This window comes from Streptomyces sp. PT12, assembly GCF_003311645.1.
Classification (GTDB): Bacteria; Actinomycetota; Actinomycetes; order Streptomycetales; family Streptomycetaceae; genus Streptomyces.
Window position 1 is genome coordinate 159,782 of sequence record NZ_QEST01000256.1, and the last position, 22,741, is coordinate 182,522.

A 22,741-nucleotide genomic window follows, 5' to 3' on the forward strand; every position below is an offset into this window, starting at 1 on the left:
AGGGTAGTCAGTCCCCTTTTGTCGCGAAAGTCGGGATAGGGTCCTGGCGCTCGGCCGCGGGGGCGGTCGCGAGGGCGGGCCAGGGGTGGCCATCGGCGGCGCGTTCGCGCTCCAGGAGGCGGCGGAACGGTCCAGGGGCGGCCGCCAGTTCGGCGTAGGGCCCGCGCTGCACCGCACGCCCGCCGTCCAGGACCAGCACCTCGTCCACCGCGTCGAGGCCGGTCAGGCGGTGCGTGATCAGGACGGTGGTCCGGCCCTCGGTGGCGGCCAGCAGGTCGGCCGTCAGGGCGTCGGCGGTCGGCAGGTCCAGGTGCTCGGCGGGCTCGTCGAGCACCAGCACGGGGAAGTCGGCGAGCAGCGCGCGGGCCAGCGCGAGGCGCTGCCGCTGGCCGCCGGAGAGCCGCGCGCCGTGCTCGCCGACCCGGGTGTCGAGGCCGTCGGGCAGCGTGTCCACCCAGTCGAGCAGCCGCGCCGCGGCCAGCGCGTCGCGCAGCGCGGCGTCGTCGGCGCCGGGGGAGGCCAGGCGAAGGTTCTCCCGCAGGGTGCTGTCGAAGAGGTGCGCGTCCTGGGCGCACAGGCCGACCGTGCGGCGGACCGTGTCGCCGTCGAGCGCCGTCGCGTCGACGGGGCCGAGCGCGTAACGCCCCGACTCCGGGTCGAGGAACCGCAGCAGGCAGTGCGCCAGCGTCGTCTTCCCCGCCCCCGAAGCGCCGACCACGGCGACGCGTCGGCCGGGGGTCAGGTCAAGGTCGATGCCCGCGAGGGCCGGGCGCCGCGCGCCCGGGTGGCGGGCGGTCAGCCCGCGCAGGGTCAGCGGGAACGGGTCGGCCGGGGCCCGTTCGGGCCGCTCGGGCTCGACCACCGGGACCGGGGCGTCGATGACCTCCCGCACGCGCTCGGCCGCGCGCCGCGCGCGCTGCCGGTGCTGCACGGCAAGGGGCAGGCCCATGACCGCCTCGAACGCGGCCAGCGGCACGAGCACCACCGTCGCCAGCCACACCCCGTCGAGCGCGCCGTCGGCGACGGCGGAGACCCCGGCCCACGCGGCGGCGGTCACGGTCAGCCCGGTGATCAGGGAGATCAGGCCGCCGCCCAGGGCGGTCGCCGAGGCGGAACGGGCGGCAAGCGCCGTCAGCTCGGCGTCCGCGGCGCGGACGGCGGCGTGGCGGCGCGGCAGCGCGCCCGCGACGGTGAGCTCGGCGGTTCCGGTGAGCAGATCGACCGTCCGGGTGGCGAGGTCGCCCCGGGCCGGGGCGAGGCGCCGCTCGGTGCGCCGGGCGACCGCGCCGGTCAGCGCGGGGACGCCGACCCCCGCTGCCAGCAGCCCCGCGGCGAGCGCGGCGCCCGCCGCGGGCAGCAGCCAGCCCGTGAACGCGACGGCGGCGACGCCGGTGAGGGCCGCGGCGGCGGCCGGGAGCAGCCAGCGCAGGTAGTAGTCCTGGAGCGCGTCGACATCGGCGACGACCCGGGAGAGCAGGTCGCCCCGCCGCGTGCGGCCGAGCCCGGCGGGGGCCAGGCGTTCGAGGCGGCGGTAGACGGTGACGCGCAGCCCGGCCAGAACGCGCAGGACGGCGTCGTGCGACAGCAGCCGCTCGGCGTAGCGGAAGACGGCCCGCCCGATACCGAACGCCCGCGTCGCCGTCACCGCCACCAACAGGTAGAGCACGGGCGGCTGTTCTGAGGCGCGCGAGATCAGCCAGCCCGAGGTGGCCATGAGCCCCACGGCGCTGCCGAGCGCCAGCGCCCCCAGCGCGGTCGCCAGCGCGAGCCGCCCCCACCGGCCGCGCGCGGCCGCGCGGACCCAGCGCAGCGGGTCGCGGTCACCCCCCTGCGCCGGTGCGGCGCGTTCGGCCTCCGCCTCCTGGGCAGGGTCGGGGCCCTTCGGGGCGCTCGCCGCCGACATCGGCGGGGCGGTCGGCGGGGCGGTCGGCGGGGCGGTCGGCGGGGTGAGGAGTGCGGTGGCGAGGGGCGCGGCAACCTGGCGATGTTCCACGTGAAACATCGGGAACGGCGTCGGGCGGTGGGTGACCACGATCAGCGTGCGGCCCGCCGCCAGTCGGGTGAGGGCCTTGCCGACCGCCGCCTCGGTCACCCCGTCCAGGGCGGCCGAGGGCTCGTCCAGCAGCACGATCGGGCGGTCGGCCAGGAACGCCCGTGCCAGGGCGACGCGTTGGCGCTGCCCCGCGGACAGGCCCGTGCCACCCTCGCCCAGGAGCCGCGCCGGGTCGAGGTCGGGCGCCGCGGCGTCGCGCAGCGCCCGGGCCACCGCCGCGTCGTCCGCGTCGGGGCGGGCCAGGCGGACGTTGTCGGCGATCGTTCCGGCGAACAGGTGCGGGTGCTGCGGGACCCAGGCGATCCGTCGGTGCCAGGCGTCCCGGTCCAGCTCGGCCAGGTCGAGGCCGCCGACCAGGATCCGGCCCGAGGCGGGGCGGACCAGGCCGAGCAACGCCGCGAGCAGCGTGGACTTACCGCTTCCCGAGGGGCCGGTGAGCGCGAGCGTGTCGCCGGGGGCGAGCGTCAGGCTGGTCTCGGCGAGGGCGTCGCCCGAGCGGCCCGGGTAGCGCACCACCACGCGGTCAAGGGTGATCGTGGCGCGCTCGACGGGCGGGACGGGCGCCGTGCCGCCCGCCTGGGGCTCGTTCTCCAGCACCGCGAACACCTCGCCCGCGGCCGAAAGGCCCTCCTGCGCCGCGTGGTACTGCGTGCCGACCTGCCGCAGCGGCAGATAGGCCTCGGGCGCGAGCAGCAGTACCACAAGGCCCGTGTAGAGGTCGAGGTCGCCATGCACGAGCCGCATGCCGATGCCGACCGCGACAAGCGCCACGGAGATCGTGGCCAGCAGCTCGAGCGCGAACGACGAGAGGAACGCGATCCGCAGCGTGCGCATCGTGCCGCGGCGGTAGTCGGCGGTGATGGCCCTGATGTTCTCGGCCTGGGCCTTGGCCCGGCCGAACACCTTCAACGTGGCCAGGCCGCCCACCACGTCGAGGAAGTGCCCGGAGAGCCGGGCCAGCCCGCGCCACTGCCGGTCCATGTGCGCCTGGGTGGCCCAGCCGATCAGCGCCATGAACACCGGGATCAGCGGCAGCGTCACCGCGATGGTGGCGGCCGCGACCCAGTCGTCCGTGACGATCCGCGCCAGCACCGCGACCGGGACCACCACGGCGAGGCCGAGCTGCGGCAGATAGCGCGCGAAGTACCCGTCGAGGGCGTCGATGCCGCGGGTGGCCAGCGTTGTCAGCTCGCCGGTCGAGCGCCCCGAGAGCCAGCCGGGCCCCAGCCGGGTGGCATGGGCGAGCAGCTTCAGCCGCAGCTCCGACTTCACCGAGGCCCCCGCCCGGTGGGCGGCCAGCTCGGTCAGATAGGTCACCAGCGCCCGGCCCACCGCGACGGCGGCGAGCTGGGCCAGGGGCACCGCGAGCTCGCCCGCGCCCCGGCCTTCGACGAACGCGTCGGTGACGATCCGGGCGATCAGCAGCGCCTGGGCGACGACCAGCCCCGCGCCCGCGAGGCCCAGGGCCACCGAGGCGGCCAGAAAGCCGCGCGTCGCCCTGGCGTGGCGCAGCAGACGTGGATCAACGGGCCGCACGATCCCTCACCGCCCCTCTCCCTTCTCGCTCCATCGGTCGGCGCTCCATCGGTCGGCGCTCCCCGGGTCAGTGCGCGGACTCCGCGATGTGCTGGGTCCCTATGCGCTTGCGGAACACCCAGTAGGTCCACGCCTGGTACAGCACCACCACGGGCGTGGCCACGGCCGCGCACCACGTCAGGATCCGCAGCGTGTAGGGCGTCGACGACGCGTTCTCGACCGTGAGCGTGCCCTGCTCGACCAGCGAGGACGGCATGACGTCGGGAAACAGCGTGAGGAACAGCATCGCGACGGCGGCGACCACGACCGTTCCGGACCAGATGAAGGCCCAGCCCTCGCGGCCCCTGGCGTTGGCCGCGAGCGCGGCCGCCAGCGCGAGCGCGGCGACGGCCAGGGCGGCGGCGCTGCCCGCGTCGCCGCGGTCGGCCTGCGTCCAGAGCAGGAACGCGCCGCCCAGCGCCCCCGAGACGAGGCCGAGCCACCGGGCGGCCCGCCGGGCGCGGATCCGGATGTCGCCCACGGTCTTGAGCGCGACGAACACCGCGCCATGGAACGTGAACAGCGCCAGTGCCGCCACCCCGCCGAGCAGCGCGTGCGGCCCGAGCAGGTCGACGACGCTCCCGGTGTACTCGTGGTCGGCGTCGAGCGGCACGCCCCGCACGATGTTGGCGAACGCGACGCCCCACAGGAACGGCAGCAGCAGCGAGGTCCCGACGATGGTGTGCTCCCACCGGCGCTGCCAGCGCTCGTCCGCCCGCTTGGCGCGGTACTCGAACGCGACGCCGCGCAGGATCAGGCAGACCACGATGGCGAGCAGCGGCAGGTAGAAGCCGGAGAAGAGGGTGGCGTACCAGTCGGGGAACGCCGCGAACGTGGCGCCTGCCGCGGTGATCAGCCAGACCTCGTTCCCGTCCCAGACCGGGCCGATCGTGTTGATCAGCACGCGGCGCTCGGGGCGGTCGCGGGCCAGCCACCCGGAGAGCACGCCGACGCCGAAGTCGAAGCCCTCGAGGAAGAAGTAGCCGATCCACAGGACGGCGATGACGGCGAACCAGACCTCGGGAAGGCTCATCGCCCAGCTCCTCTCAGCACGTCAGTGAGCATCAGTCGGGCATCGGTGTGCATCAGTACGAAAAGGCCATGGGCCGGTCGGCGTCGTCGTCCTCGCCGCCGCCGTGGCCGCCGATCCGGGTCGGTGGGTTGAGGTCGGCCTCGGTCAGCTCGGGCGGGCCCGCCTTCGCATAGGTGAGCATCAGCCGGGCCTCGACCACCGCGAGCGCCGCGTAGACGAGGGTGAAGACGGTGAGCGACGCGATCACCTCGCCCTGCGAGACGCCGGGGGAGACCGCCGCGTCGGTGCGCAGCAGCCCGTAGACCACCCAGGGCTGGCGGCCCGTCTCGGTGAAGATCCAGCCCCATGCGCTGGCGATGAGCGGGAAGAGCATGGTGAGCAGCGCGAGGCGCCAATACCAGTGGGTGAGGGCGGGGCCCAGCTCCCGCTCGCGGGTCAGCGCCAGGCGTGGTGGCTCGTCCTCGCCCGTGCGCAGGGCCGGGGCCAGCCACAGCCTGCGCCGGGTCAGCCAGAGGCCCGCGGCGCCCAGGGCGGTCGAGGCCATGCCGAACCCGATCATCCAGCGGAAGCTCCAGTACGCCAGCGGGATGTTGGGGCGGTAGTCGCCGGGGCCGTACTCCTCGGCCAGCTGCTCGTTGAGGTCGTTGATGCCGGGCACGGGCTCGGTGAAGTTGTCGTGCGCGAGGAACGACAGCACGCCGGGCACCTCGACGGCGACGGTGTTGTGCCCCTCGTCGACGTCGCCCACCGCGAAGAGGGAGAACGGCGCGGGCCCCTCGGTCTCCCACAGCGCCTCGGCCGCGGCCATCTTCATCGGCTGCTGCTCGTACATGATCTTGCCGAGTCGGTCCCCGGTGAACGCGGTCAGCAGCCCGGCGGCCACCACCGTGATCAGCCCGAGCCGCAGCGATGTGCGCATGACGGCGACATGGCGGCGGCGCGCCAGATGGTAGGCGGCGATGCCGACCATGAACGCCCCGCCCGTCAGGAACGCGGCGGTGATGGTGTGGAAGAACTGCGCGACCGCGGTGTTCTGCGTCAGCACATGGACGATGTCGGTCAGCTCGGCGCGCCCCGACTCCTCGTTGATCCGGTATCCGACCGGGTGCTGCATCCAGGAGTTGGCGGCCAGGATGAAGTAGGCCGAGATCACCGTGCCGACCGCGACCGTCCATATGGTCGCCAGGTGCAGCTTCGGGGGCAGCTTGTCCCAGCCGAAGATCCACAGGCCGATGAACGTGGACTCGAAGAAGAAGGCGATCAGCGCCTCCATGGCCAGCGGGGCGCCGAAGACGTCGCCGACGAAGCGGGAGTAGTCCGACCAGTTCATGCCGAACTGGAACTCCTGCACGATGCCCGTGACCACGCCCATGGCGATGTTGATCAGGAAGAGCTTCCCCCAGAACTTGGTCGCCCTGAGGTACTTCTCGTTCCTGGTGCGCACCCACGCGGTCTGGAGGCCCGCGGTCAGGGAGGCGAGGGAGATCGTCAGCGGGACGAAGAGGAAGTGGTAGACGGTCGTGATGCCAAATTGCCAGCGCGCCAGTGTCTCCGGCGCGAGAGCGAGGTCCATGGGTGGCGCCCCTCCCGCTGTGTCCGCTTGTGAACGTATTCACATTCACAAGCCATTATGGACCACCGACTCCCCGGGGAAGGAACCGGGAAGCCGGTGAAGCGGTGTGCGTTACGCCACTCCGCGCGTCACGCCACCTCGTGGCGTCCCGCGCGGAACGCCGCCGCCGTGGCCAGCAGGAGGTCGTTGGCCTCGGGCTCGCCCACGGTGACGCGGACGCCCTCGCCCGCGAACGGCCTGACCGTCACGCCCGCCGCCTCGCACGCCGCCGCGAACGCGCCGGTGGCCTCGCCGAGCCGCAGCCACACGAAGTTCGCCTGGGAGTCCGGCACCGTCCAGCCCTGCTCGGCCAGCGCGGCCGAGACCCGCGCGCGCTCGGCGACCAGCGAGTCCACGCGCGCGAGCAGCGCGGGCACGCTGCGCAGCGACGCGATCGCCGCGGCCTGCGCGATGCCGCTGACGCCGAACGGCACCGCCGTCTTGCGCAGCGCCGCGGCCACGGGCGCGTGCGCCACGGCGAAGCCGACGCGCAGCCCGGCCAGGCCGTACGCCTTGGAGAACGTCCGCAGCACCGCGACGTTCGGCCGGTCGCGGTAGAGCGCGATGCCGTCGGGCACGCGCGGGTCGCGCACAAACTCCAGGTACGCCTCGTCGAGCACCACGAGCACGTCCTGCGGCACCCGGTCGAGGAAGTGCTCGAGATCGGCGCGGCCGATGGCGACGCCCGTGGGGTTGTTGGGGTTGCAGACGAAGATCAGCCGCGTCCTGTCGGTCACGGCCTTGGCCATCGCCGTCAGGTCGTGCTCCTCGCCCGAGGTCAGCGGGACGCGCACCGAGGTGGCCCCCGAGATCTGCGTGATGATCGGATACGCCTCGAACGACCGCCACGCGTAGATCACCTCGTCCCCTGGCCCCGCGGTGGCCTGGAGGAGCTGCTGGGCGACCCCGACCGAGCCGGTGCCGACGGCCAGGTGCTCCACCGGGACGTCGAAGCGGGCCGCCAGCTCGGCGAACAGCGCGGTGGCCGCCATGTCCGGGTAGCGGTTGAGCGAGCCCGCGGCGGCGACGGCGGACTCGAGCACGCCGGGCAGCGGGGGGTAGGGGTTCTCGTTGGAGGAGAGCTTGAAGCTCTCCTGGCCCTCCCCGGCGGGGCGGCCCGGGACATAGGCCGGGATGCCGTCGAGCGCGGCGCGCAGGCGGGGGCCGATGGCCCGCTGGGAGACGGGTTCCTGAGAGGATGCGGTCACCTTCCCACAGTAAGAGCAACGCCCCCGCGCGCGTATCCCCGCGTCAGCACCGGCGTCCGCACCGGCGTCAGCACCCGCGTCCGCACCGGCGTCCTTCGGGCGCGGCGCTCCCGGCGCCGCGCTGGCGCCCCCGTCGCGTCCTCCCGGGCGCTCCCCGCGGCGCGCGCCCCGTGCGCCCCTGGCGAGCGCGGTGGCGCGCCTCACCCGTGAGGGTGAGGGCCGGGATGTTGAAATCCCGGTCCTGGCACGGGCGTTGGGCTCGCACATCGGTTCAGTGGCACCGGTCGGGCCATGTGATCATGGGAAGCAAGGTGCCTTCCTCTTCCGACCATGCAAAAACGTATCGGCGATCGGCCGTCTCGATCCCGCCGCCGTCCGGCCGCCCCGGGCCTACCATCAGGTCGCCATGACAGCAGCGAAGCATCAGGTGACCCGGGGTACCGGGCGCCGCACGAGCGGCCGGGCTGGCATCCGCGACGTCGCCGCGGCCGCAGGTGTCTCGATCACGACTGTCTCCGACGCGCTCAACGGCAAGGGCCGCCTCCCCGACGCGACCCGCCGCCATGTGCGCACCGTGGCGGACCGCCTCGGCTACCGCCCGTCCGCCGCCGCCCGCACCCTGCGCACCGGCAAGTCGGGGCTGATCGGCCTCACGGTCACCACCTACGGCGACGAGCCGTTCACGTTCACCGAGTTCGCCTACTTCGCCGAGATGGCGCGCGCCGCGACCTCAGCGGCGCTCGCCCGCGGCTACGCGCTGGTCATCCTGCCCGCCGCGTCCCAGCACCGGGAGTTCGACGTGTGGTCCAACGTCGCGCTCGACGGCACCGTCGTCATCGACCCCTCCGACCACGACCCCGTGGTCACCGAGCTGGTCAGGCAGGGCATCCCCGTGGTCTCCGACGGCAGGCCGGGCGGCAGCCTGCCCGTCACCGCCTGGGTGGACAACGACCACGAGGCCGCCGTGACCGGCCTGCTCGACCATCTGGCCGCCGGGGGCGCGCGCCGCATCGGGCTGCTGACCGGGACGAGCACCGACACCTATACGCGGCTGTCCACGACCGCCTACCTCAACTGGTGCGAACGCGCCCGCCAGGACCCGGTCTACGAGGCGTACCCCGCGCACGACCCCTGCGCGAGCGCCGTCGCCGCCGACCGGCTGCTGGCGCGGCCCGACCGACCCGACGCGGTCTACGGCCTGTTCGACCCCAATGGCACCGATCTGCTTGCCGCGGCGCGGCGTTACGGGCTGCGCGTCCCCGACGACCTGCTGGTCGTGTGTTGCAGCGAGTCCAGCGTCTACGCCACCACCGAGCCGCCCATCACCACGCTGTCGCTCAAGCCGGGCCGCATCGGCACGGCCGTCATCCACCTGCTGATCGACGCGATCGAGGGGGCGGCGGGGGATGGCGGCAAGCGGCAGGCGGCGGGGCACGTTCCGCGGGCGCAGGGGCACCAGGTGATGCCGACCGAGCTGATCGTCCGCGCGTCGTCGCAGCGTTCGCCGCGGGCCTCGCCGCGCGCCACGGTCCCGGCGCCCGCGCGCTCGCCGCGCCCCACCGTCGCCCTACCTCGTACACCCCCTGCCGTTGACCAGTAGTTTCGGGTAGACAGGTACCGGCGGCCGATCCCGGCTACCCCGGGTGTGTCACAACGGCCCGCGCGGATTCCTATGATGGGCGAATGGCACCGTGACCTGGCCGCTCCGGCAGGTCGTCGAGGCGGAGGCGGCGCGTAGTGGTGGAGGGGTCGATGACTCAGGGGGCCGGCCAGGGACCGGACGTGTGGAGCGGCGCGGGCGAGGCCGAGGCCGTCTACTCTCCAACGGTGCCCGACCTGCCGGTCGTGGAGGGCGCGGGAAGGCTCTTCGTGGTCGGCGACGTGCACGGCTACCTGGACGAGTTGCGCGACGCGCTGCGCGACGCGGGGCTGACGGACTCGGCCGACCGCTGGGCCGCGGGGAACACCAGGCTGTGGTTCCTTGGCGACTTTACCGACCGCGGCCCCGACGGGATCGGCGTCATCGACCTCGTGATGCGGCTCTCGGCCGAGGCGGCCGCGGCGGGCGGATACTGCAAGGCCCTCCTGGGGAACCACGAGTTGCTGCTGCTCGGCGCCAGCCGCTTCGGCGACACCCCCGTGGAGTCGGCGGCGGGCACCGCGTCGTTCCAGGCGGCCTGGATCCTCAACGGCGGGCAGCGCACCGACATGGAGCGGCTGCGCGACCACCACATCCAGTGGATGTCGCGGCTCGATTCGATGGCGCTGGCCGACGGGCATCTGCTGCTGCACTCCGACACGACCGCGTACCTGGATTACGGCAGCACGATCGACGACGTCAACGACGCGATCTGGCAGGCCCTTCAGCGGAATGACGTCGAGGAGACCTGGGATCTCTTCCGCAAGTTCACCAAGCGCTTCGCGTTCAAGGACGACGAGTCGGGGCCCGCGGCGGTGCGCGAGCTGCTCGACACCTATGGCGGCAAGCGCGTCGTGCACGGGCACAGCCCCATTCCGTATCTGACCGGGGAGAACGGCACGGACGGCGACGGGGGCGACGGCGCGGGCGGCGACGGGTCGCCGCGCGTCGAAGGGCCCCATGTGTACGCCGATTCGCTGGCGATCGCGATGGACGGCGGCGTCACGATGGCGGGCAGGCTGCTGGTGGCCCGCCTGCCGCTGGCCGTCTGAGCGGCGGGGCCCCGCCTGTCCCGGCGCGGTCCCCTGGGGCAGGGCGCGTGGCGGAGTGGGAAAGATTCGGGTAATTGCCTGTCACGAATGCCCGGATCCCCTTTACCATCTAGGTCCTGTCCGGGCGATCTTCGAGGATCGGCCCGGCGTCGCGGGCCCGCAGCAGATCGCCCGGGCAGGGCCTGGGACCCTGCTCATCGGCTCTCTGCCAGAGAAGCATCTGGGGACGCACATGAACAGCGCTGATGGTTTTCTGCCGCCCGAGGATCAGGCCGACTTCGAGCAGATCCTCGACGAGGCACTGCGTACCGCCCGGCTGACCTCGGGCGCGGACGCGGCCGGAATCGAGGAGTTGCGCGAGCTGGCGCGGGACGCGCTGCCCGATATCGCGTCCGCCGCCTCGGCCGAGTACGAGCGCCTGACCGCGCTGCGGCTGCGCCTGGCCGAACGGCCCGACGCCGGGGCCGGGTTGACCGAGAGGGCGGGGCCGCCCTCGGGGGTCGGGGTGGTCACGGTGTTCTTCGCGCTCGTCCCGGTGCTCGCGGGGATCGCGGGCGTGGTGTTCCTGCTGCTCGGCTACCTGCTGGGGGTCGCGGACCCCGAGCCCGCGATGGCCGAGCCGATGCGCACGGTCGGCTGGGTGTTCGCGCTCGTGGCCGCGGTCGGGCTGCTCATCGCCGCGGCGGGCCTCGTGATCGTGGCGGCGCGCAACGGTGCCACCTCGATCCGCGCCTCCGCGCCGGCGGATCACGTCGCGCGCGCCCGCGACGAGTGGCGGCGCGCCCTGCACGACAACGGGATCGCGCCGTTCCTGCGCCAGCACGTGGCCGCGCTGCCGCAGCACCAGCAGCAGGACCGCACGCCCCGGCTGCGCTTCTCGAGCCCGCACTTCTCCAGCCCTGAGTTCTCGAGCCGGGGTGGCGACGCCCCCGCGCGGCCGCGTTACGGCACGCCCGACTTCTCGGGCCCGACCTACACGAGCCCCGCGGACGGCGGCGCGGACCTGGAGTGACCGCACACGTTCAGGGCCTCACCAGGAGTGATCGGACAGAGGCGTCAGGACAGCAACATTTCGATCACACGCGCCACGCCGTCGTCCTCGTTGGACGCCGTGTGGTGCCGGGTCGCGGCCAGGACGGCCGGGTGGGCGTTGGCCATCGCGTAGGCCGTGCCCGCCCAGGCGAGCATCGGCAGGTCGTTGGGCATGTCGCCGAACGCCACCACCTCGTCGGGCCGGATGCCGCGGCGGCGGCAGCGCTGGGCCAGCGTGCTGGCCTTGCTGACGCCCGGCGCGCTGATCTCGAGCAGGGCGATGCGGCTCGACCGCGTGAACTCGCCGTGCTCGCCCGCCGCTTCGCGGCCCAGCGCGAGGAACGCGTCGGGATCGAGCGTCCCGTGGTGGGCGAGCAGCTTCAGGACGGGCAGGTCGTCGTCGGCGGTCAGCAGCTTCTCGATCGGCGCGACCTGCGCGGGGGTGTCCCACATCAGGCGCGGATAGGCGGCCTCGTGGTGGAAGCCGGGGCCGCGCTCGACGGCGAACGTCGCGCCAGGGGCCGCGTCGCGCAGCGCGCCGGCGATCAGCAGGGCGTTCTCCCTGGGCAGCGGGCGGGTCTCGACCAGCTCGCCGCCGCGGCGCAGGTCGACGACGGCCGCGCCGTTGCCGCAGATGGCGACGCCATGGCCGTGGACATGGGCCGAGACCACCTCCATCCAGCGGGCGGGGCGGGCGGTCACGAAGATCACTTCGAGCCCGGCCGCCTCGGCGGCGGCGAGGGCGGCGACGGTGCGCGGCGAGACGGTGGCGTCGTCGCGCAGAAGGGTGCCGTCGAGGTCGGTGGCGATCAGGCGGGGCGGGACCGGAGGCGCGGGCAACGTGGGCACAGTCACTCAGCATATGCCCGAGAAGCGCGCACATCAGTACGAAAACGGACGCTTTCGGGCCCTCCCGGCCGGGCCGCGGAGAAGGGCGGGGGAAGCCGCACGGGCGTGGCCTGAAAGGGCCTACCCTTGCTTCCCATGGCTGATTCGTCCAGGCTCCCGCTGCGCCTCTCCACCGTCATCCTGCCCGTCTACCGCTGGTCGGAGGGCGGCCGCCAGACCTGGTCGCGCGCCGAGGAGCTTGGCTTCCACACCGCCTACACCTACGACCACCTGTCGTGGCGCAGCTTTCGCGACCGGACGTGGTTCGGGGCGCTGCCCACGCTGACCGCGGCCGCGGGCGTCACCGAGCGGCTGCGGCTCGGCACCCTGGTCACCTCGCCCAACTTCCGCCATCCCGTGCCGCTGGCCAAGGAGTTGATCACCCTCGACGACGTGTCGTCGGGCCGGGTGACCCTGGGCATCGGCTCGGGCGGCACCGGCTTCGACGCCACCGCGCTCGGCAGCGACGCGTGGCCGCCCGGCGAGCGGGCCGAGCGCTTCGCCGAGTTCGTGCGGCTGCTCGACCGGCTGCTGAGCGAGGGCGGCAGCGGCGGGATCTCCTACCGCGGTGAGTTCTACTCGGCGCACGAGGTGCGGATGATCCCCGGCTGCGTGCAACGCCCCCGGCTGCCGTTCGCCGTGGCCGCGACGGGCCCGCGTGGGATGCGGCTCGCCGCGCGGCACGGCCAGGCGTGGGTCACGACGGGCGACCCCGCCACGTTCACCGGATCGCCGGGTGACTTCACCACCGGGCTCGCGCGGCAGGTCGAGCGGCTCGAGGGCATCTGCGAGGAGGTGGGGCGCGAGGCGTCGAGCCTGGAGCGGACGCTGCTCGACTTCGTTACGACCCCGACCGGGATCCTGCCGCTCGCGTCGGTCGACGCGTTCGTCGACTACGCGGGGACCGTCGCCGAGCTCGGCTTCACCGAGCTCGTGGTGCACTGGCCGGTGCCCGACTCGGTCTTCGCCGCCGACATGGGCGTGTTCGAACGGATCGCCACCGAGGGCCTGGCCCAGCTGACCCGCTGAGCCCCGCGTTCCGCCCCGCGCCCCGCCGCCGCAGATGAACGGTGTATGAAGAGCAAGAAAGGGGCGCAGGACGTTCGCCCCTGGCTGTGGTCGAACCGAACACGGGCAACTAGCGTCGGAACATGAGTCTCCTCCGTCGAACCGCTCGTCCGCTGCTCCGGCGTATCGACCAGCGCATCGACCGAAAGCTCCGCAAGGAGCTCAGCGGCGCCAAGGACGAGCTGAAGCTCCTGAAGGAACAGCAGCACCTCGTCGAGCTGCTTCTCGGCCCCGACGGGCGCCGGTTCAACCGCCACCCCACCCCCGGCGCGATCAGCGCCGTCGCGCGCCAGGTCGGGGAGGTCACCGGCGAGAAGCACGCCCGCCGCGCCGTCGTCCAGGCGTACCGCACGCTGGTCGAGGTGGAGAACCGGGGCGTGGGCCGGATCGCGGGCGGCACATCCAACATCCTCGGCAAGCTCGCCACCACCCCGCTCCTCAAGCCACCCAACGGCGACATCCTGGAGATCGGCACGCTCTACGGCCTCTTCGCTGGCTGCCTGGCCCGGCAGATACTGCGCGCGGGCATCCCGTACCAGCTGACGATCGTGGACCCGATAGCCCCCGTGCAGCTCCAGGAGGGCATGGAGATCACGGTCGACGCGTCGGGCACGCCGATCAACGAGGACATCGTGCGCGCCAACCTCCACTACGCGGGCGTGCTGCCCGACCGCGTGCGGCTGCTGCGCGGCTACTCGACGGACGCCGACATCCACGCCACGCTCAGCGGCGGCAAGTTCGGCGTGATCATCGTGGACGGCGACCACTCGGCCAAGGGCGTCGAGGCCGACCTCGAGTGGGTCGAGAAGCTGGCCGCCCCCGGCGCGGTGATCGTCGTCGACGACTACGACGACCGCGTGTGGCCAGGGGTGACGGAGGCGACCGACGCGCACCTGGCGCGTTCCGACACCCGGCTCACCAAGATCGGCAAGGTCACCACAAGCGCGTTCCTCAGGGCCTCATAGGGCCTTATAGTCCCCCCCGCCCCCGACCCACCCCCTAGGGGAACGGCCGCGACCGCCCTCCCGAAGTGGGACGCGCGATGTGCGCAAGCGCACTAGCGTGCCCGGGGTGAGCGTGATTGAGACCGAAAGCCTAACGAAGCGGTACCCCAAGGTGACCGCTCTTGACCGGCTGACCGTGGACATCGGCCCTGGCGTCACGGGCCTGGTCGGTGCCAACGGGGCCGGCAAGTCGACCCTGATCAAGATCCTGCTTGGCCTGGCACCCGCGACGGAGGGCACGGCGAGGGTGCTCGGCAAGGACTCGGCGACCGAGGGCGGAGCGATCCGCGAGCAGGTCGGGTACATGCCCGAGCACGACTGCCTGCCGCCCGATGTCTCCGCCACCGAGTTCGTGGTGCACATGGCGCGCATGTCCGGGCTGCCGCGCACCGCCGCGCGCGAGCGCACCGCGGACACGCTGCGCCACGTCGGCCTGTACGAGGAGCGGTACCGGCCGATGGGCGGCTACTCGACCGGCATGAAGCAGCGGGTCAAGCTCGCCCAGGCCCTGGTGCACGACCCGCGCCTGGTGCTGCTCGACGAGCCGACCAACGGCCTCGACCCGGCAGGGCGCGACGAGATGCTCGGCCTGATCCGCCGCGTCCACAGCGACTTCGGCATATCGGTGCTCGTCACGTCGCACCTGCTGGGCGAGTTGGAGCGCACGAGCGACCACATCGTGGTGATCGACGGCGGCAGGCTGCTGCGTTCGCAGGCGACCGCGAGCTTCACCGAGGCGACCGCGTCGCTCGCCGTCGAGGTCACCGACAGCGACGCGCACCCCGACGGCACGGGCGCGCTGACCGCGGCGCTCGCGGAGCGCGGCTTCGCCGTCACCGCGGGCGCCGGGCACCTGGTGCATGTGGAGGCCGCCGACGAGGCGGCCTACGACGCGGTGCGCGACGTCATCGCCGACCTGGGCCTCGGCCTGGTCCGCATGGAACAGCGCAGGCACCGCATCGCCGAGGTCTTCCAGGACGCGCCCGGCGCCTCCGGTGCCCACGGCACCCAGGACATCCCGCACGCCCTGGCCGGGCAGGAGGTCGCGAAGTGAGCCCCACCCCGAGCCCCGTCCCGAGCCCCGTCCCGAGCCCCGTCCCGAGCCCTGCCCCGAGCCCTGCCCCGAGCCCTGCCCCCGGCACGGCCTCTACCGACGCGCGGATCCACGACATCGGCTACCGCCGTTACGACGGCGAGCGCCTGGGCGCGCTGTACGCGCGCCGCTCGCTCCTGGCGCACTCGCTGCGCGGCGCGTTCGGCCTCGGCCGCTCGGCGCGCGCGAAGGTGCTGCCGTTCGGCCTGTTCGCCATCATGTGCATGCCCGCGGTGGTGATGGTCGCGGTGGCGGTGACCACGGGCCTCGACGAGCTGCCGATCGAGTACACCGCCTACACGATGTTCATGCAGCCGATCATCGGCCTCTACATCGCGCTCGCCGCGCCCCAGATGGTCTCGCTCGACCTGCGGTTCAAGACGATCCCGCTCTACTTCTCGCGCCCCATCGACCGCTCCGACTACGTCTCGGCGAAGGCGGCGGCGCTCGCCTGCGCGCTCTTCATCTTCAGCGCGATCCCGCTGGTCATCGCGTACGCGGGCGGCTTGCTCGCCGAGCTTGGCTTCACCGGCCAGACCACGGCGTTCCTGCGAGGGCTGGTCACGACGGCCGTCTACTGCGTCGTGCACGCCGCGATCGCGCTGCTCGTCGCCTCGCTCACCCCGCGCCGCGGCTTCGGCGTCGCCGCGATCATCGCCGTGCTGACCATCCCCTACTTCGCCGCGACCGCGATCATGGCCGTCGCCGACGAACAGGGCTCGACGGACGCGGTGGGCTGGCTGGCCCTGTTCTCGCCCGGCACGCTCGTCGAGGGCATCGAGGCCAGGTTCCTCGGCGGCGAGGTCGAGTTCCCCGGCGAGGTCATGCCGAGCGCCGCCGCGGGCGCCGCGTACCTGGTCGCCGCCGCCGCGCTCACCGCCCTGTGCTACGTCCTGCTGACGCGCCGCTACCGGAAGGCGGGCCTGTGACCACCATCCACATCGCCAAGACATCCCGCTGGTTCGGCAACGTCGTCGCGGTCAACGACGTGACCATGGACATCGCCCCCGGCGTCACCGGGCTGCTCGGCCCCAACGGCGCGGGCAAGTCCACCCTCATCCACATGATGAGCGGCTTTCTCGCCCCCTCGTCGGGCGCCGTCACCCTGGACGACCGGCCGATCTGGCGCAACGCCGCGGCGTACCGCGAGATCGGCCTGGTCCCCGAGCGCGAGGGCATGTACGACTACCTCACGGGCGGCGAGTTCGTGCTGGCCAACGCCGAGCTGCACGGCCTGCCCGACCCCGGCGCCGCGGCGCGGCGGGCGTTGGACACCGTGGACATGACCGGCGCGGCCGACCGCCGCATCTCGACCTACAGCAAGGGCATGCGCCAGCGCGTCAAGATGGCGTCCGCGCTCGTCCACGACCCTTCGGTGCTGCTGCTCGACGAGCCGTTCAACGGCATGGACCCGCGCCAGCGCATGCACCTGATGGACCTGCTGCGGACGATGGGCGACGAGGGCCGCACGGTGCTGTTCTCCTCCCACATCCTGGAGGAGGTCGAGCAGCTGGCCACGCACATCGAGGTGATCGTCGCGGGGCGGCACGCAGCCTCAGGCGACTACCGCAGGATCCGCCGCCTGATGACCGACCGGCCGCACCGCTATCTGGTGCGCTCAAGCGACGACAGGGCGCTGGCCGCCGCGCTGATCGCCGACCCGTCCACCAGCGGCATCGAGTTCGACGCGGCGGAGCGCGCCCTGCGCGTCCAGGCGGTCGACTTCGGGCGCTTCACCACCCGTCTCCCGCTGCTGGCACGGGAGAAGGGGATCAGGCTGCTGACGGTGTCGCCGTCGGACGAGTCCCTGGAAAGCGTCTTCTCCTACCTGGTCAGCGCGTAAGGAACGTGAGATGTCCGCGATCTACAACCCCACCGTCGCCCGCCTCACCTACCGGGCCCTCCTCGGCCGCCGCCGCGCGCTGATCCTGCTGTCCCTGCCCGCGCTTCTGCTGGTCATCGCCGTCGCCGTGCGCGCGCTCGCGGGCGTGGACGACCGGGCCGCCACCGAGATCCTTGGCGGCTTCGCCCTCGCGTCGATGGTCCCGCTGATCGGCGTCATCGCCGGAACGGGCGCGATAGCGCCCGAGATCGACGACGGCTCGATCGTCTACCTGCTCTCCAAGCCGCTCGACCGGCGCACGATCATCCTCACCAAGCTGTGGGTCGCGATCGGCGTGACCGTGGCGTTCACGACGGTGCCCATCCTGGTGGCCGGGCTGATCCTCAACGGCAACAGCCAGCAGATCGCCACCGCGTTCGCCGTCGCCGCCGCCGTCGCGTCGATCGCCTACAGCGCCGTCTTCCTGCTGCTCGGCACGGTGTCGCGCAACGCCGTGGTGTTCGGCCTCATCTACGCGCTGATCTGGGAGGCGCTGTTCGGCAGCCTGGTGCCGGGGGCGCGCACGCTCTCGGTCCAGCAGTGGTCGCTCGCCCTCGCCGAGCGGATCGCGGCGGACGGCGCCGACATCACCTCCGAGGTGGCGCTGCCCACCGCGGTGGTCCTCCTCGCCGCGGCGACGGTGCTCGGCACGTGGTACGCGGGGCAGCGGCTGCGGGTGCTGACGATGGCCAACGACGAGTAGGCCAACGACGCGTAGGCCAACGACGCGTAACGCCGGGAGGGCTGGGCACTCGGTGCGTCTCATGTGAGGGAGGAAACCCATGGCGACGCACCGAGGCACCCGTCGCGGCGGCACCCTGACGAGGCGCGAGAGCGGCAACCTCGCGACCGGAAGTCTGGTGTGCGGCATCGTCGGACTCTTCTTCGCCGGGCTCGTGCTCGGCGTCCTCGCGGTGGTGCTCGGCGTGCTGGCCCACCGCCGCACCCCGAGCGCCGTGGCCAAGGCGGGCATCGTGCTCGGCGCGGTGGACATCTTCCTGTCGGTCGTCGTCGTCTCGACGTGGATGTCGGGCGACGGCTGGTACATGTCGGGAAGCGCCCCCGCCTGACGGCGGTCGGCGCGGTCGTGCGCGACCTGGCGTCGGCCGCGCCGAACCGCTCGGTGGGCCCGCGCTGTCCACACGGTTTTCCACATGCCCGGGGGCCCACGGGCGACCTGTGGATAACCGGTCTCAACTCCCCGGAAAATCTCCTCCATTTCCTCAAAGGACCGTTTCTGTTGGGTTTAGCGGCAGACAAGATGGCGCTCGGTGGCGGACAAATGGCCGCGAATCCGGCGCGCTTCGGCCCCGTTGGGCGCCCCACAAGGGGGGCAAAAGGGGGCATACGCGCGGCCTGTGGATAACTCTGGTCCGCGCCAGGCACGTTGAAGCTCTTCGAATCCGCAGGTCAGGGCGTTGTGGCGGCCACAATCCCCGCCGCGCCACGCCCCGGCCCCGGCCCGCCTGTGGACAACGAGGGGCCCACGCTCGCCCCAGAAGTCACTCGCGCCCCTGCCAACGCGCCCAGGGCCCCTGACCTGCGGACCTCTCGGTCCGTCAACATGACTGCTTCGAAGCGTAGTTATCCACAGGTCGGGCCGCTAGGATCCTTGCCGTTCGGGGCCGACAGGGGAGTCGGCCGCCGTACCGTTGGGGAGGAGGGCCGTGGAGGCTCTGAGTCCGGGCGACCCGGCCACCATCGGCCCGTACGTGCTGCTGAGGCGGCTGGGTGCGGGCGGAATGGGACAGGTCTTTCTTGGGCGGTCCCCGCATGGGCGGATGGTCGCGGTCAAGGTGGTGCACGGCGCGCTCGCGCGCGAGCCTGAGTTCAGGCGCCGCTTCAGGGCGGAGGCCGAGGCGGCGCGGCGCGTCAGCGGCGCGTGGACGGCGCCGGTGCTCGACAGCGACACCGAGTCGCACGTGCCGTGGATCGCCACCGGCTATGTCGTCGGCCCCCCGCTGCGGCACGTGATCGAGTCGCTGCACGGGCCGTTGGACGAGCACTCGGTGTGGGCGCTCGGCCTCGGCCTGGCGCGGGCGCTGACCGAGATCCACGGCAGCGGCCTGATCCACAGGGACCTCAAGCCGTCGAACGTGATGGTGACGCTCGAGGGCCCCAAGGTCATCGACTTCGGCATCGCGCGGGCCGTCGACGCCAGCCTGGCGACGCGCACGGGCGCGATGATCGGCACCCCCGGCTACATGCCGCCCGAGCAGATCCGTGGCGAGGCGCTGACGGGCGCGGCCGACGTGTTCGCGCTTGGCGCGGTGCTCGCGTACGCGGCGACCGGCTCCGCCCCGTTTGCCGCCGACGGCGCCGAGCCGCACACCGTTCTCTACCGGGTGATGTATGAGCAGCCCGAACTTGGCCCGCCGAACGGCCGGTTGACCGGTGAGCTGCGCGACCTGGTGGCCCGCTGCCTGGCGAAGAACGCGCCGGAGCGGCCCGTTCTCGCCGAGATCGCGCCCCTGGCCGAGGCACGCGCGGGCACGGAGTTCTGGCTGCCGCAGGGCCTTACGGCCCGGCTCGGCAGGGACGCGGCCGACCTGCTCGCGCTCGACGGGCCCGGCGCGTCCTCGCCCCCCGCGCCTCCCGCGCCTGGAGCGCCCACCGTCCCGCCCACCTATCCGCCCTACGCCGCGCAGCCGGGCCCGCGCCTCGACGCGCCCGCCGCCACTCCGTCGCCGCCCCCGCGGCCCAGGCGCAGGGTGGCGCTCCTGACCGCGGCCGTGGCCGGGGCCGCGGCGCTCGCGGTGGTGATCGCGCTGACCGCGTTCAACGGTGATGACGGGGACGGCAGTTCGGAGGCGGGTGCCACGGAGGGCTCCGGCGGCTCGATCACCGGCTTCGAGGGCGAGGGCGAGGGCGAGGGTGCGGTGGGTGGCAACGGGGGCGCCGACCCGGAGGCGCCCCTTGCCGACCTCATCCCGCGGGACCTGCGCGACGCGGGCATCCTCACCGTGCACGCCGCGGCCCAGGACGATCCGGTGCTCTTCCACGAGGAGAACGGGAGCGACCTCGTCGGCTTCGAGGTCGACCTCATGCGCGAGATCGGCGAACGGCTTGGCGTGGAGGTGACCTTCTGGCCGAGCGCCGAGCCGGAGGAGGCCGCTGCGGCAGCGGTCGAGGCGGGCGAGGAGTCGGCCTCGCACATCGCGGTGGCGGGGTTCGAGGACAGCACGAACGAGCGGCACGAACTGGGCGTCGACTTCGTCAACCACTTCTGGGACGGCTGGGGCGTGGTGAGCGTCGGCGGCGAGAACGAGGGCGTCCTGGCCGAGCTGTGCGACCTCACGGTCGCCACATATGACGCGGACTTCCCGCGGGAGAGGCTGCGCGCGAACACCGAGAACTGCCCCGAGCCCGTCGAGAACGTCACCTTCGGCGGGCGCGACGACATGGCGGAGCTGCTGACGTCGGGGGAGGCGGACGCCGCGATGCTCCTGTACTCCCAGGGGGCGTACTACGTGGGCGAGAACCCCCAGCACGGCCTTGGCGCCCGCGTCGACGGCGTTGAGCTGGGCCCCAGGGGCATCGCCGTGCCCGTGGGCCAGGACGAGCTGCGCGAGGCGGTGCGCACGGGTCTTGGCGCGCTGCTGGAGGACGGCACCTACCAGGAGCTGCTGGAACGCTGGCACTTTCCCGAGGCGGGGGTCGACGAGGCGCAGGTCAACGTGGGTGGGTGAGGGGCGCTGCGCTGGCCTGGCGGGGCGGAGCCCCTGCCGCCGTCCAGGCCGCACCCGTCCCCAGCGGGACGCGGCTTCACGCACACGGCGGCAGGGGGGTTCAGGATGGCCGCTCGCGGTCGGCCAGGTGCGGTGGAGGGGCTGCTGGCCTGCCCGCGGTTGAGCCCGGTGGGGGCCCCGGCTGTTGGAGGCTCGCCGCAACGTGGCTGCGTCAAGCCAGCGTCAAGCCTCGGGGGCCGCTCGCCCCGGTGTTCAGCGGGTTCAGCGTCGTCTGCCTCCGCTACCGCGCGGTGGGCTGGCGGCGTGTTGCCGCGTAGCGTCTGGGGCGGGGTGGGAGGAAGCCGGGGAGCTGGGAGATGTGGCGGCTGGCCCATAGGACGGTGAAGCAGCCCATGTGGAACGTCTCGCCTCCGTGGAAGCGCAGGAGTTTGCCGCCGCTGGCGAGTGCGCTCATGTCGGTCACGGTGTAGGGCCGTCCTCCGACGACCAGTTGGTCGCCGACCCTGACGGTGGCGGCGGTGATCTCGATCGCGACCATTCCGGTGGGGTTCATCGCGCGATCACCGCCAGGGCGATGATGATGACGAGGGCGCAGCCGACGACGACCTGGGCGATGATCTCCGCCTGGGTGGGTGGGGGTGGGCGGAGGGCTGTCTCCCAGAAGGAGCGGGGCCGTAAGCCGGGCGGGTCGGCGCGCCAGACGGTGAGGGTGGTGCGGTGGGACATGACGAACAGGGCACCCGAGGTGAGCCCCAGCCTGACCCCGCCGTGGACCCGGGTGCGCGTCAAGACCTTGAAGTGGCACTCGCCGATGGTCAGCACGTCCCCGGTGAGGACCGATGCCGGGGTCACCTCGACACGGCGCACGCTGTCGGTGGCGGGCATCGCCGCGTGTCGCTGCCGCGGGCGCTCGTCGTGCCGGTGGGACGGGGGCCAGAAGAGGAATGGCCAGAAGATGACAGGCTCCAGCACATGGTGGTGGGTGAAGGACTGGCCGCACGCCCCGGTCGTGACCAGGACGGGGCGGGCGGGTGCCCCGGGGCGCGCGGAGGAGGAAGCGGCTCCGGGAATGTCCGCCCGGTCCTGGGCCGGGCGGGCTTGGGCCCGCTGCCACCCGGGCCCAGCACGTTCGCCGGCGGGGCGGCCCCACGGGTGACAGCAGGGGTCAGGGGCGGTGGTGCGGCTGCTCGGCCAGATGCGCCGGGCGGTCGCGTTCGATCTCATCCGCCCGCGCCATGGTGTAGAGGCGGCGCACACACCGGGGACAGGCGTAGGCGGGCGCGGTGGCGATCCCGTTCGGCCCCGCGATGGAGACGGGCCCGATCCAGACCACCGGCTGAACGGTCCCGGGGTCGCAGCCGAGCCAGCAGCGGCCGTTGACGGGCTGGTCGTTGCCCCGGTCGGGATCGCGGAGGGAGAGATCGATCGCGCCGTTCACCGCGCCTCCCGAACGGCGCGGCTCACTTGTCGGGCGGCCTTCCGCAGGTGTGCGACGGTGGCGCGGGCGGCGTCGTGGGCGGCGTGCCGCTGGTCGGCGTCGAGCGCCCGGTCCTTCGTACGGGCCACAGCGGCCAGCAGCCGCCCGACCGGCGCGGCGAGCACGGGCGACTCGCCCAACGGCGCGAGCGTCGCGACCAGTTCACCCGGAACGATCTCCGGGTACGCCAGCCGCGCCCCGTCGTGGCGCAGCGGGTGGAAGGCGAGCGGGATCAACCGCTCACGAACCAGGCAGCCGCGACACGCACGGTGCGTCCACCCGCCCCCCGACCCGGCATGGTGCACCGCCACCACGACCAGCGGCGGCACCGTCGTCTCGCACGTCGCGCACCACCCGCTCACAACCCACCGCCCAAGCGCACATGCGTAGCGAGCGACGGAACCCGGTCACGACAGCCAAGACACAGATCAAGCGG

General features: G+C 73.1%; 20 protein-coding genes. 11 read left to right on the forward strand and 9 right to left on the reverse strand.

Features of this window, described 5'->3' with window-relative positions:
* Positions 1 to 7: 7 nt before the first annotated feature.
* The 4 genes from cydD to hisC all read right to left on the reverse strand — a co-directional run bounded on the left by cydD (position 8) and on the right by hisC (position 7,442).
* Positions 8 to 3,589, reverse strand: a complete 3,582-nt coding sequence (gene cydD, locus DEH69_RS27885) for a thiol reductant ABC exporter subunit CydD (protein WP_113689752.1) — start codon at positions 3,587 to 3,589, stop codon at positions 8 to 10.
* A 67-nt stretch (positions 3,590 to 3,656) separates the two neighbouring features.
* Positions 3,657 to 4,661, reverse strand: coding sequence for a cytochrome d ubiquinol oxidase subunit II (gene cydB, locus DEH69_RS27890; protein ID WP_113689753.1), 1,005 nt, complete (start codon positions 4,659 to 4,661; stop codon positions 3,657 to 3,659).
* A 52-nt stretch (positions 4,662 to 4,713) separates the two neighbouring features.
* The gene (locus DEH69_RS27895) at positions 4,714 to 6,234 is read right to left on the reverse strand and encodes a cytochrome ubiquinol oxidase subunit I (protein WP_113689754.1); all 1,521 of its coding nucleotides are present in this window, start codon (positions 6,232 to 6,234) and stop codon (positions 4,714 to 4,716) included.
* Positions 6,235 to 6,362: 128 nt separating this feature from the next.
* Entirely contained in the window at positions 6,363 to 7,442 is a 1,080-nt protein-coding gene (gene hisC / locus DEH69_RS27900; protein ID WP_113689830.1) for a histidinol-phosphate transaminase, read from the reverse strand.
* 445 nt (positions 7,443 to 7,887) lie between these two features.
* Between hisC and DEH69_RS27905 the strand changes: the two genes are divergently transcribed.
* The 3 genes from DEH69_RS27905 (at position 7,888) to DEH69_RS27915 (ending at position 11,184) form a co-directional block, all read left to right on the forward strand.
* Complete coding sequence (locus DEH69_RS27905; protein ID WP_113689755.1) at positions 7,888 to 9,081, forward strand: LacI family DNA-binding transcriptional regulator; 1,194 nt, start codon at positions 7,888 to 7,890, stop codon at positions 9,079 to 9,081.
* A 152-nt stretch (positions 9,082 to 9,233) separates the two neighbouring features.
* Entirely contained in the window at positions 9,234 to 10,172 is a 939-nt protein-coding gene (locus DEH69_RS27910; RefSeq protein ID WP_113689756.1) for a metallophosphoesterase, read from the forward strand.
* A gap of 232 nt (positions 10,173 to 10,404) precedes the next feature.
* Entirely contained in the window at positions 10,405 to 11,184 is a 780-nt protein-coding gene (locus DEH69_RS27915; protein ID WP_113689757.1) for a hypothetical protein, read from the forward strand.
* A gap of 44 nt (positions 11,185 to 11,228) precedes the next feature.
* On the opposite strand, the gene DEH69_RS27920 is transcribed toward DEH69_RS27915, so the two are convergent.
* Positions 11,229 to 12,053, reverse strand: coding sequence for a Cof-type HAD-IIB family hydrolase (locus DEH69_RS27920; RefSeq protein ID WP_258535011.1), 825 nt, complete (start codon positions 12,051 to 12,053; stop codon positions 11,229 to 11,231).
* 135 nt (positions 12,054 to 12,188) lie between these two features.
* On the opposite strand from DEH69_RS27920, the gene DEH69_RS27925 reads away from it, so the two are divergent.
* From DEH69_RS27925 to DEH69_RS31830, 8 genes are all read left to right on the forward strand, one after another.
* Positions 12,189 to 13,121 carry an LLM class flavin-dependent oxidoreductase gene (locus DEH69_RS27925; protein WP_113689759.1) on the forward strand — a complete coding sequence of 311 codons (933 nt, stop codon included), beginning with the start codon at positions 12,189 to 12,191 and terminating at the stop codon, positions 13,119 to 13,121.
* A gap of 122 nt (positions 13,122 to 13,243) precedes the next feature.
* The gene (locus DEH69_RS27930) at positions 13,244 to 14,125 is read left to right on the forward strand and encodes a class I SAM-dependent methyltransferase (protein ID WP_113689760.1); all 882 of its coding nucleotides are present in this window, start codon (positions 13,244 to 13,246) and stop codon (positions 14,123 to 14,125) included.
* A gap of 79 nt (positions 14,126 to 14,204) precedes the next feature.
* Complete coding sequence (locus DEH69_RS27935; RefSeq protein WP_369008281.1) at positions 14,205 to 15,218, forward strand: ABC transporter ATP-binding protein; 1,014 nt, start codon at positions 14,205 to 14,207, stop codon at positions 15,216 to 15,218.
* Between the two features lie 107 nt (positions 15,219 to 15,325).
* A complete protein-coding gene (locus DEH69_RS27940) occupies positions 15,326 to 16,186 on the forward strand; it encodes an ABC transporter permease subunit (RefSeq protein ID WP_258535025.1) in 861 nt (286 codons plus the stop codon).
* The gene (locus DEH69_RS27945) at positions 16,183 to 17,100 is read left to right on the forward strand and encodes an ABC transporter ATP-binding protein (RefSeq protein WP_113689763.1); all 918 of its coding nucleotides are present in this window, start codon (positions 16,183 to 16,185) and stop codon (positions 17,098 to 17,100) included. The genes DEH69_RS27940 and DEH69_RS27945 overlap by 4 nt, the downstream gene beginning before the upstream one ends.
* 19 nt (positions 17,101 to 17,119) lie before the next feature.
* Positions 17,120 to 17,842 (forward strand): ABC transporter permease subunit, encoded by a 723-nt coding sequence (locus DEH69_RS27950; RefSeq protein WP_113689831.1) that lies wholly within the window; start codon positions 17,120 to 17,122, stop codon positions 17,840 to 17,842.
* Between the two features lie 79 nt (positions 17,843 to 17,921).
* Positions 17,922 to 18,209: a DUF4190 domain-containing protein gene (locus DEH69_RS27955; protein WP_113689764.1), complete on the forward strand. Its 288-nt coding sequence runs from the start codon at positions 17,922 to 17,924 to the stop codon at positions 18,207 to 18,209.
* 597 nt (positions 18,210 to 18,806) lie between these two features.
* Positions 18,807 to 20,828, forward strand: a complete 2,022-nt coding sequence (locus DEH69_RS31830) for a serine/threonine-protein kinase (protein ID WP_181727635.1) — start codon at positions 18,807 to 18,809, stop codon at positions 20,826 to 20,828.
* Positions 20,829 to 21,108: 280 nt separating this feature from the next.
* Here DEH69_RS31830 and DEH69_RS27965 read toward each other — a convergent pair whose 3' ends face one another.
* The 4 genes from DEH69_RS27965 to DEH69_RS27980 form a co-directional block, all read right to left on the reverse strand.
* A complete protein-coding gene (locus tag DEH69_RS27965; protein ID WP_147255889.1) occupies positions 21,109 to 21,381 on the reverse strand; it encodes a hypothetical protein in 273 nt (90 codons plus the stop codon).
* Positions 21,378 to 21,800: a hypothetical protein gene (locus tag DEH69_RS27970; protein WP_113689766.1), complete on the reverse strand. Its 423-nt coding sequence runs from the start codon at positions 21,798 to 21,800 to the stop codon at positions 21,378 to 21,380. Before DEH69_RS27970 ends, DEH69_RS27965 begins: the two co-directional genes overlap by 4 nt.
* Before the next feature lie 193 nt (positions 21,801 to 21,993).
* Positions 21,994 to 22,266: a hypothetical protein gene (locus DEH69_RS27975; RefSeq protein ID WP_113689767.1), complete on the reverse strand. Its 273-nt coding sequence runs from the start codon at positions 22,264 to 22,266 to the stop codon at positions 21,994 to 21,996.
* Positions 22,263 to 22,541: a hypothetical protein gene (locus DEH69_RS27980; protein WP_113689768.1), complete on the reverse strand. Its 279-nt coding sequence runs from the start codon at positions 22,539 to 22,541 to the stop codon at positions 22,263 to 22,265. The genes DEH69_RS27975 and DEH69_RS27980 overlap by 4 nt, the downstream gene beginning before the upstream one ends.
* Positions 22,542 to 22,741 lie beyond the last annotated feature (200 nt).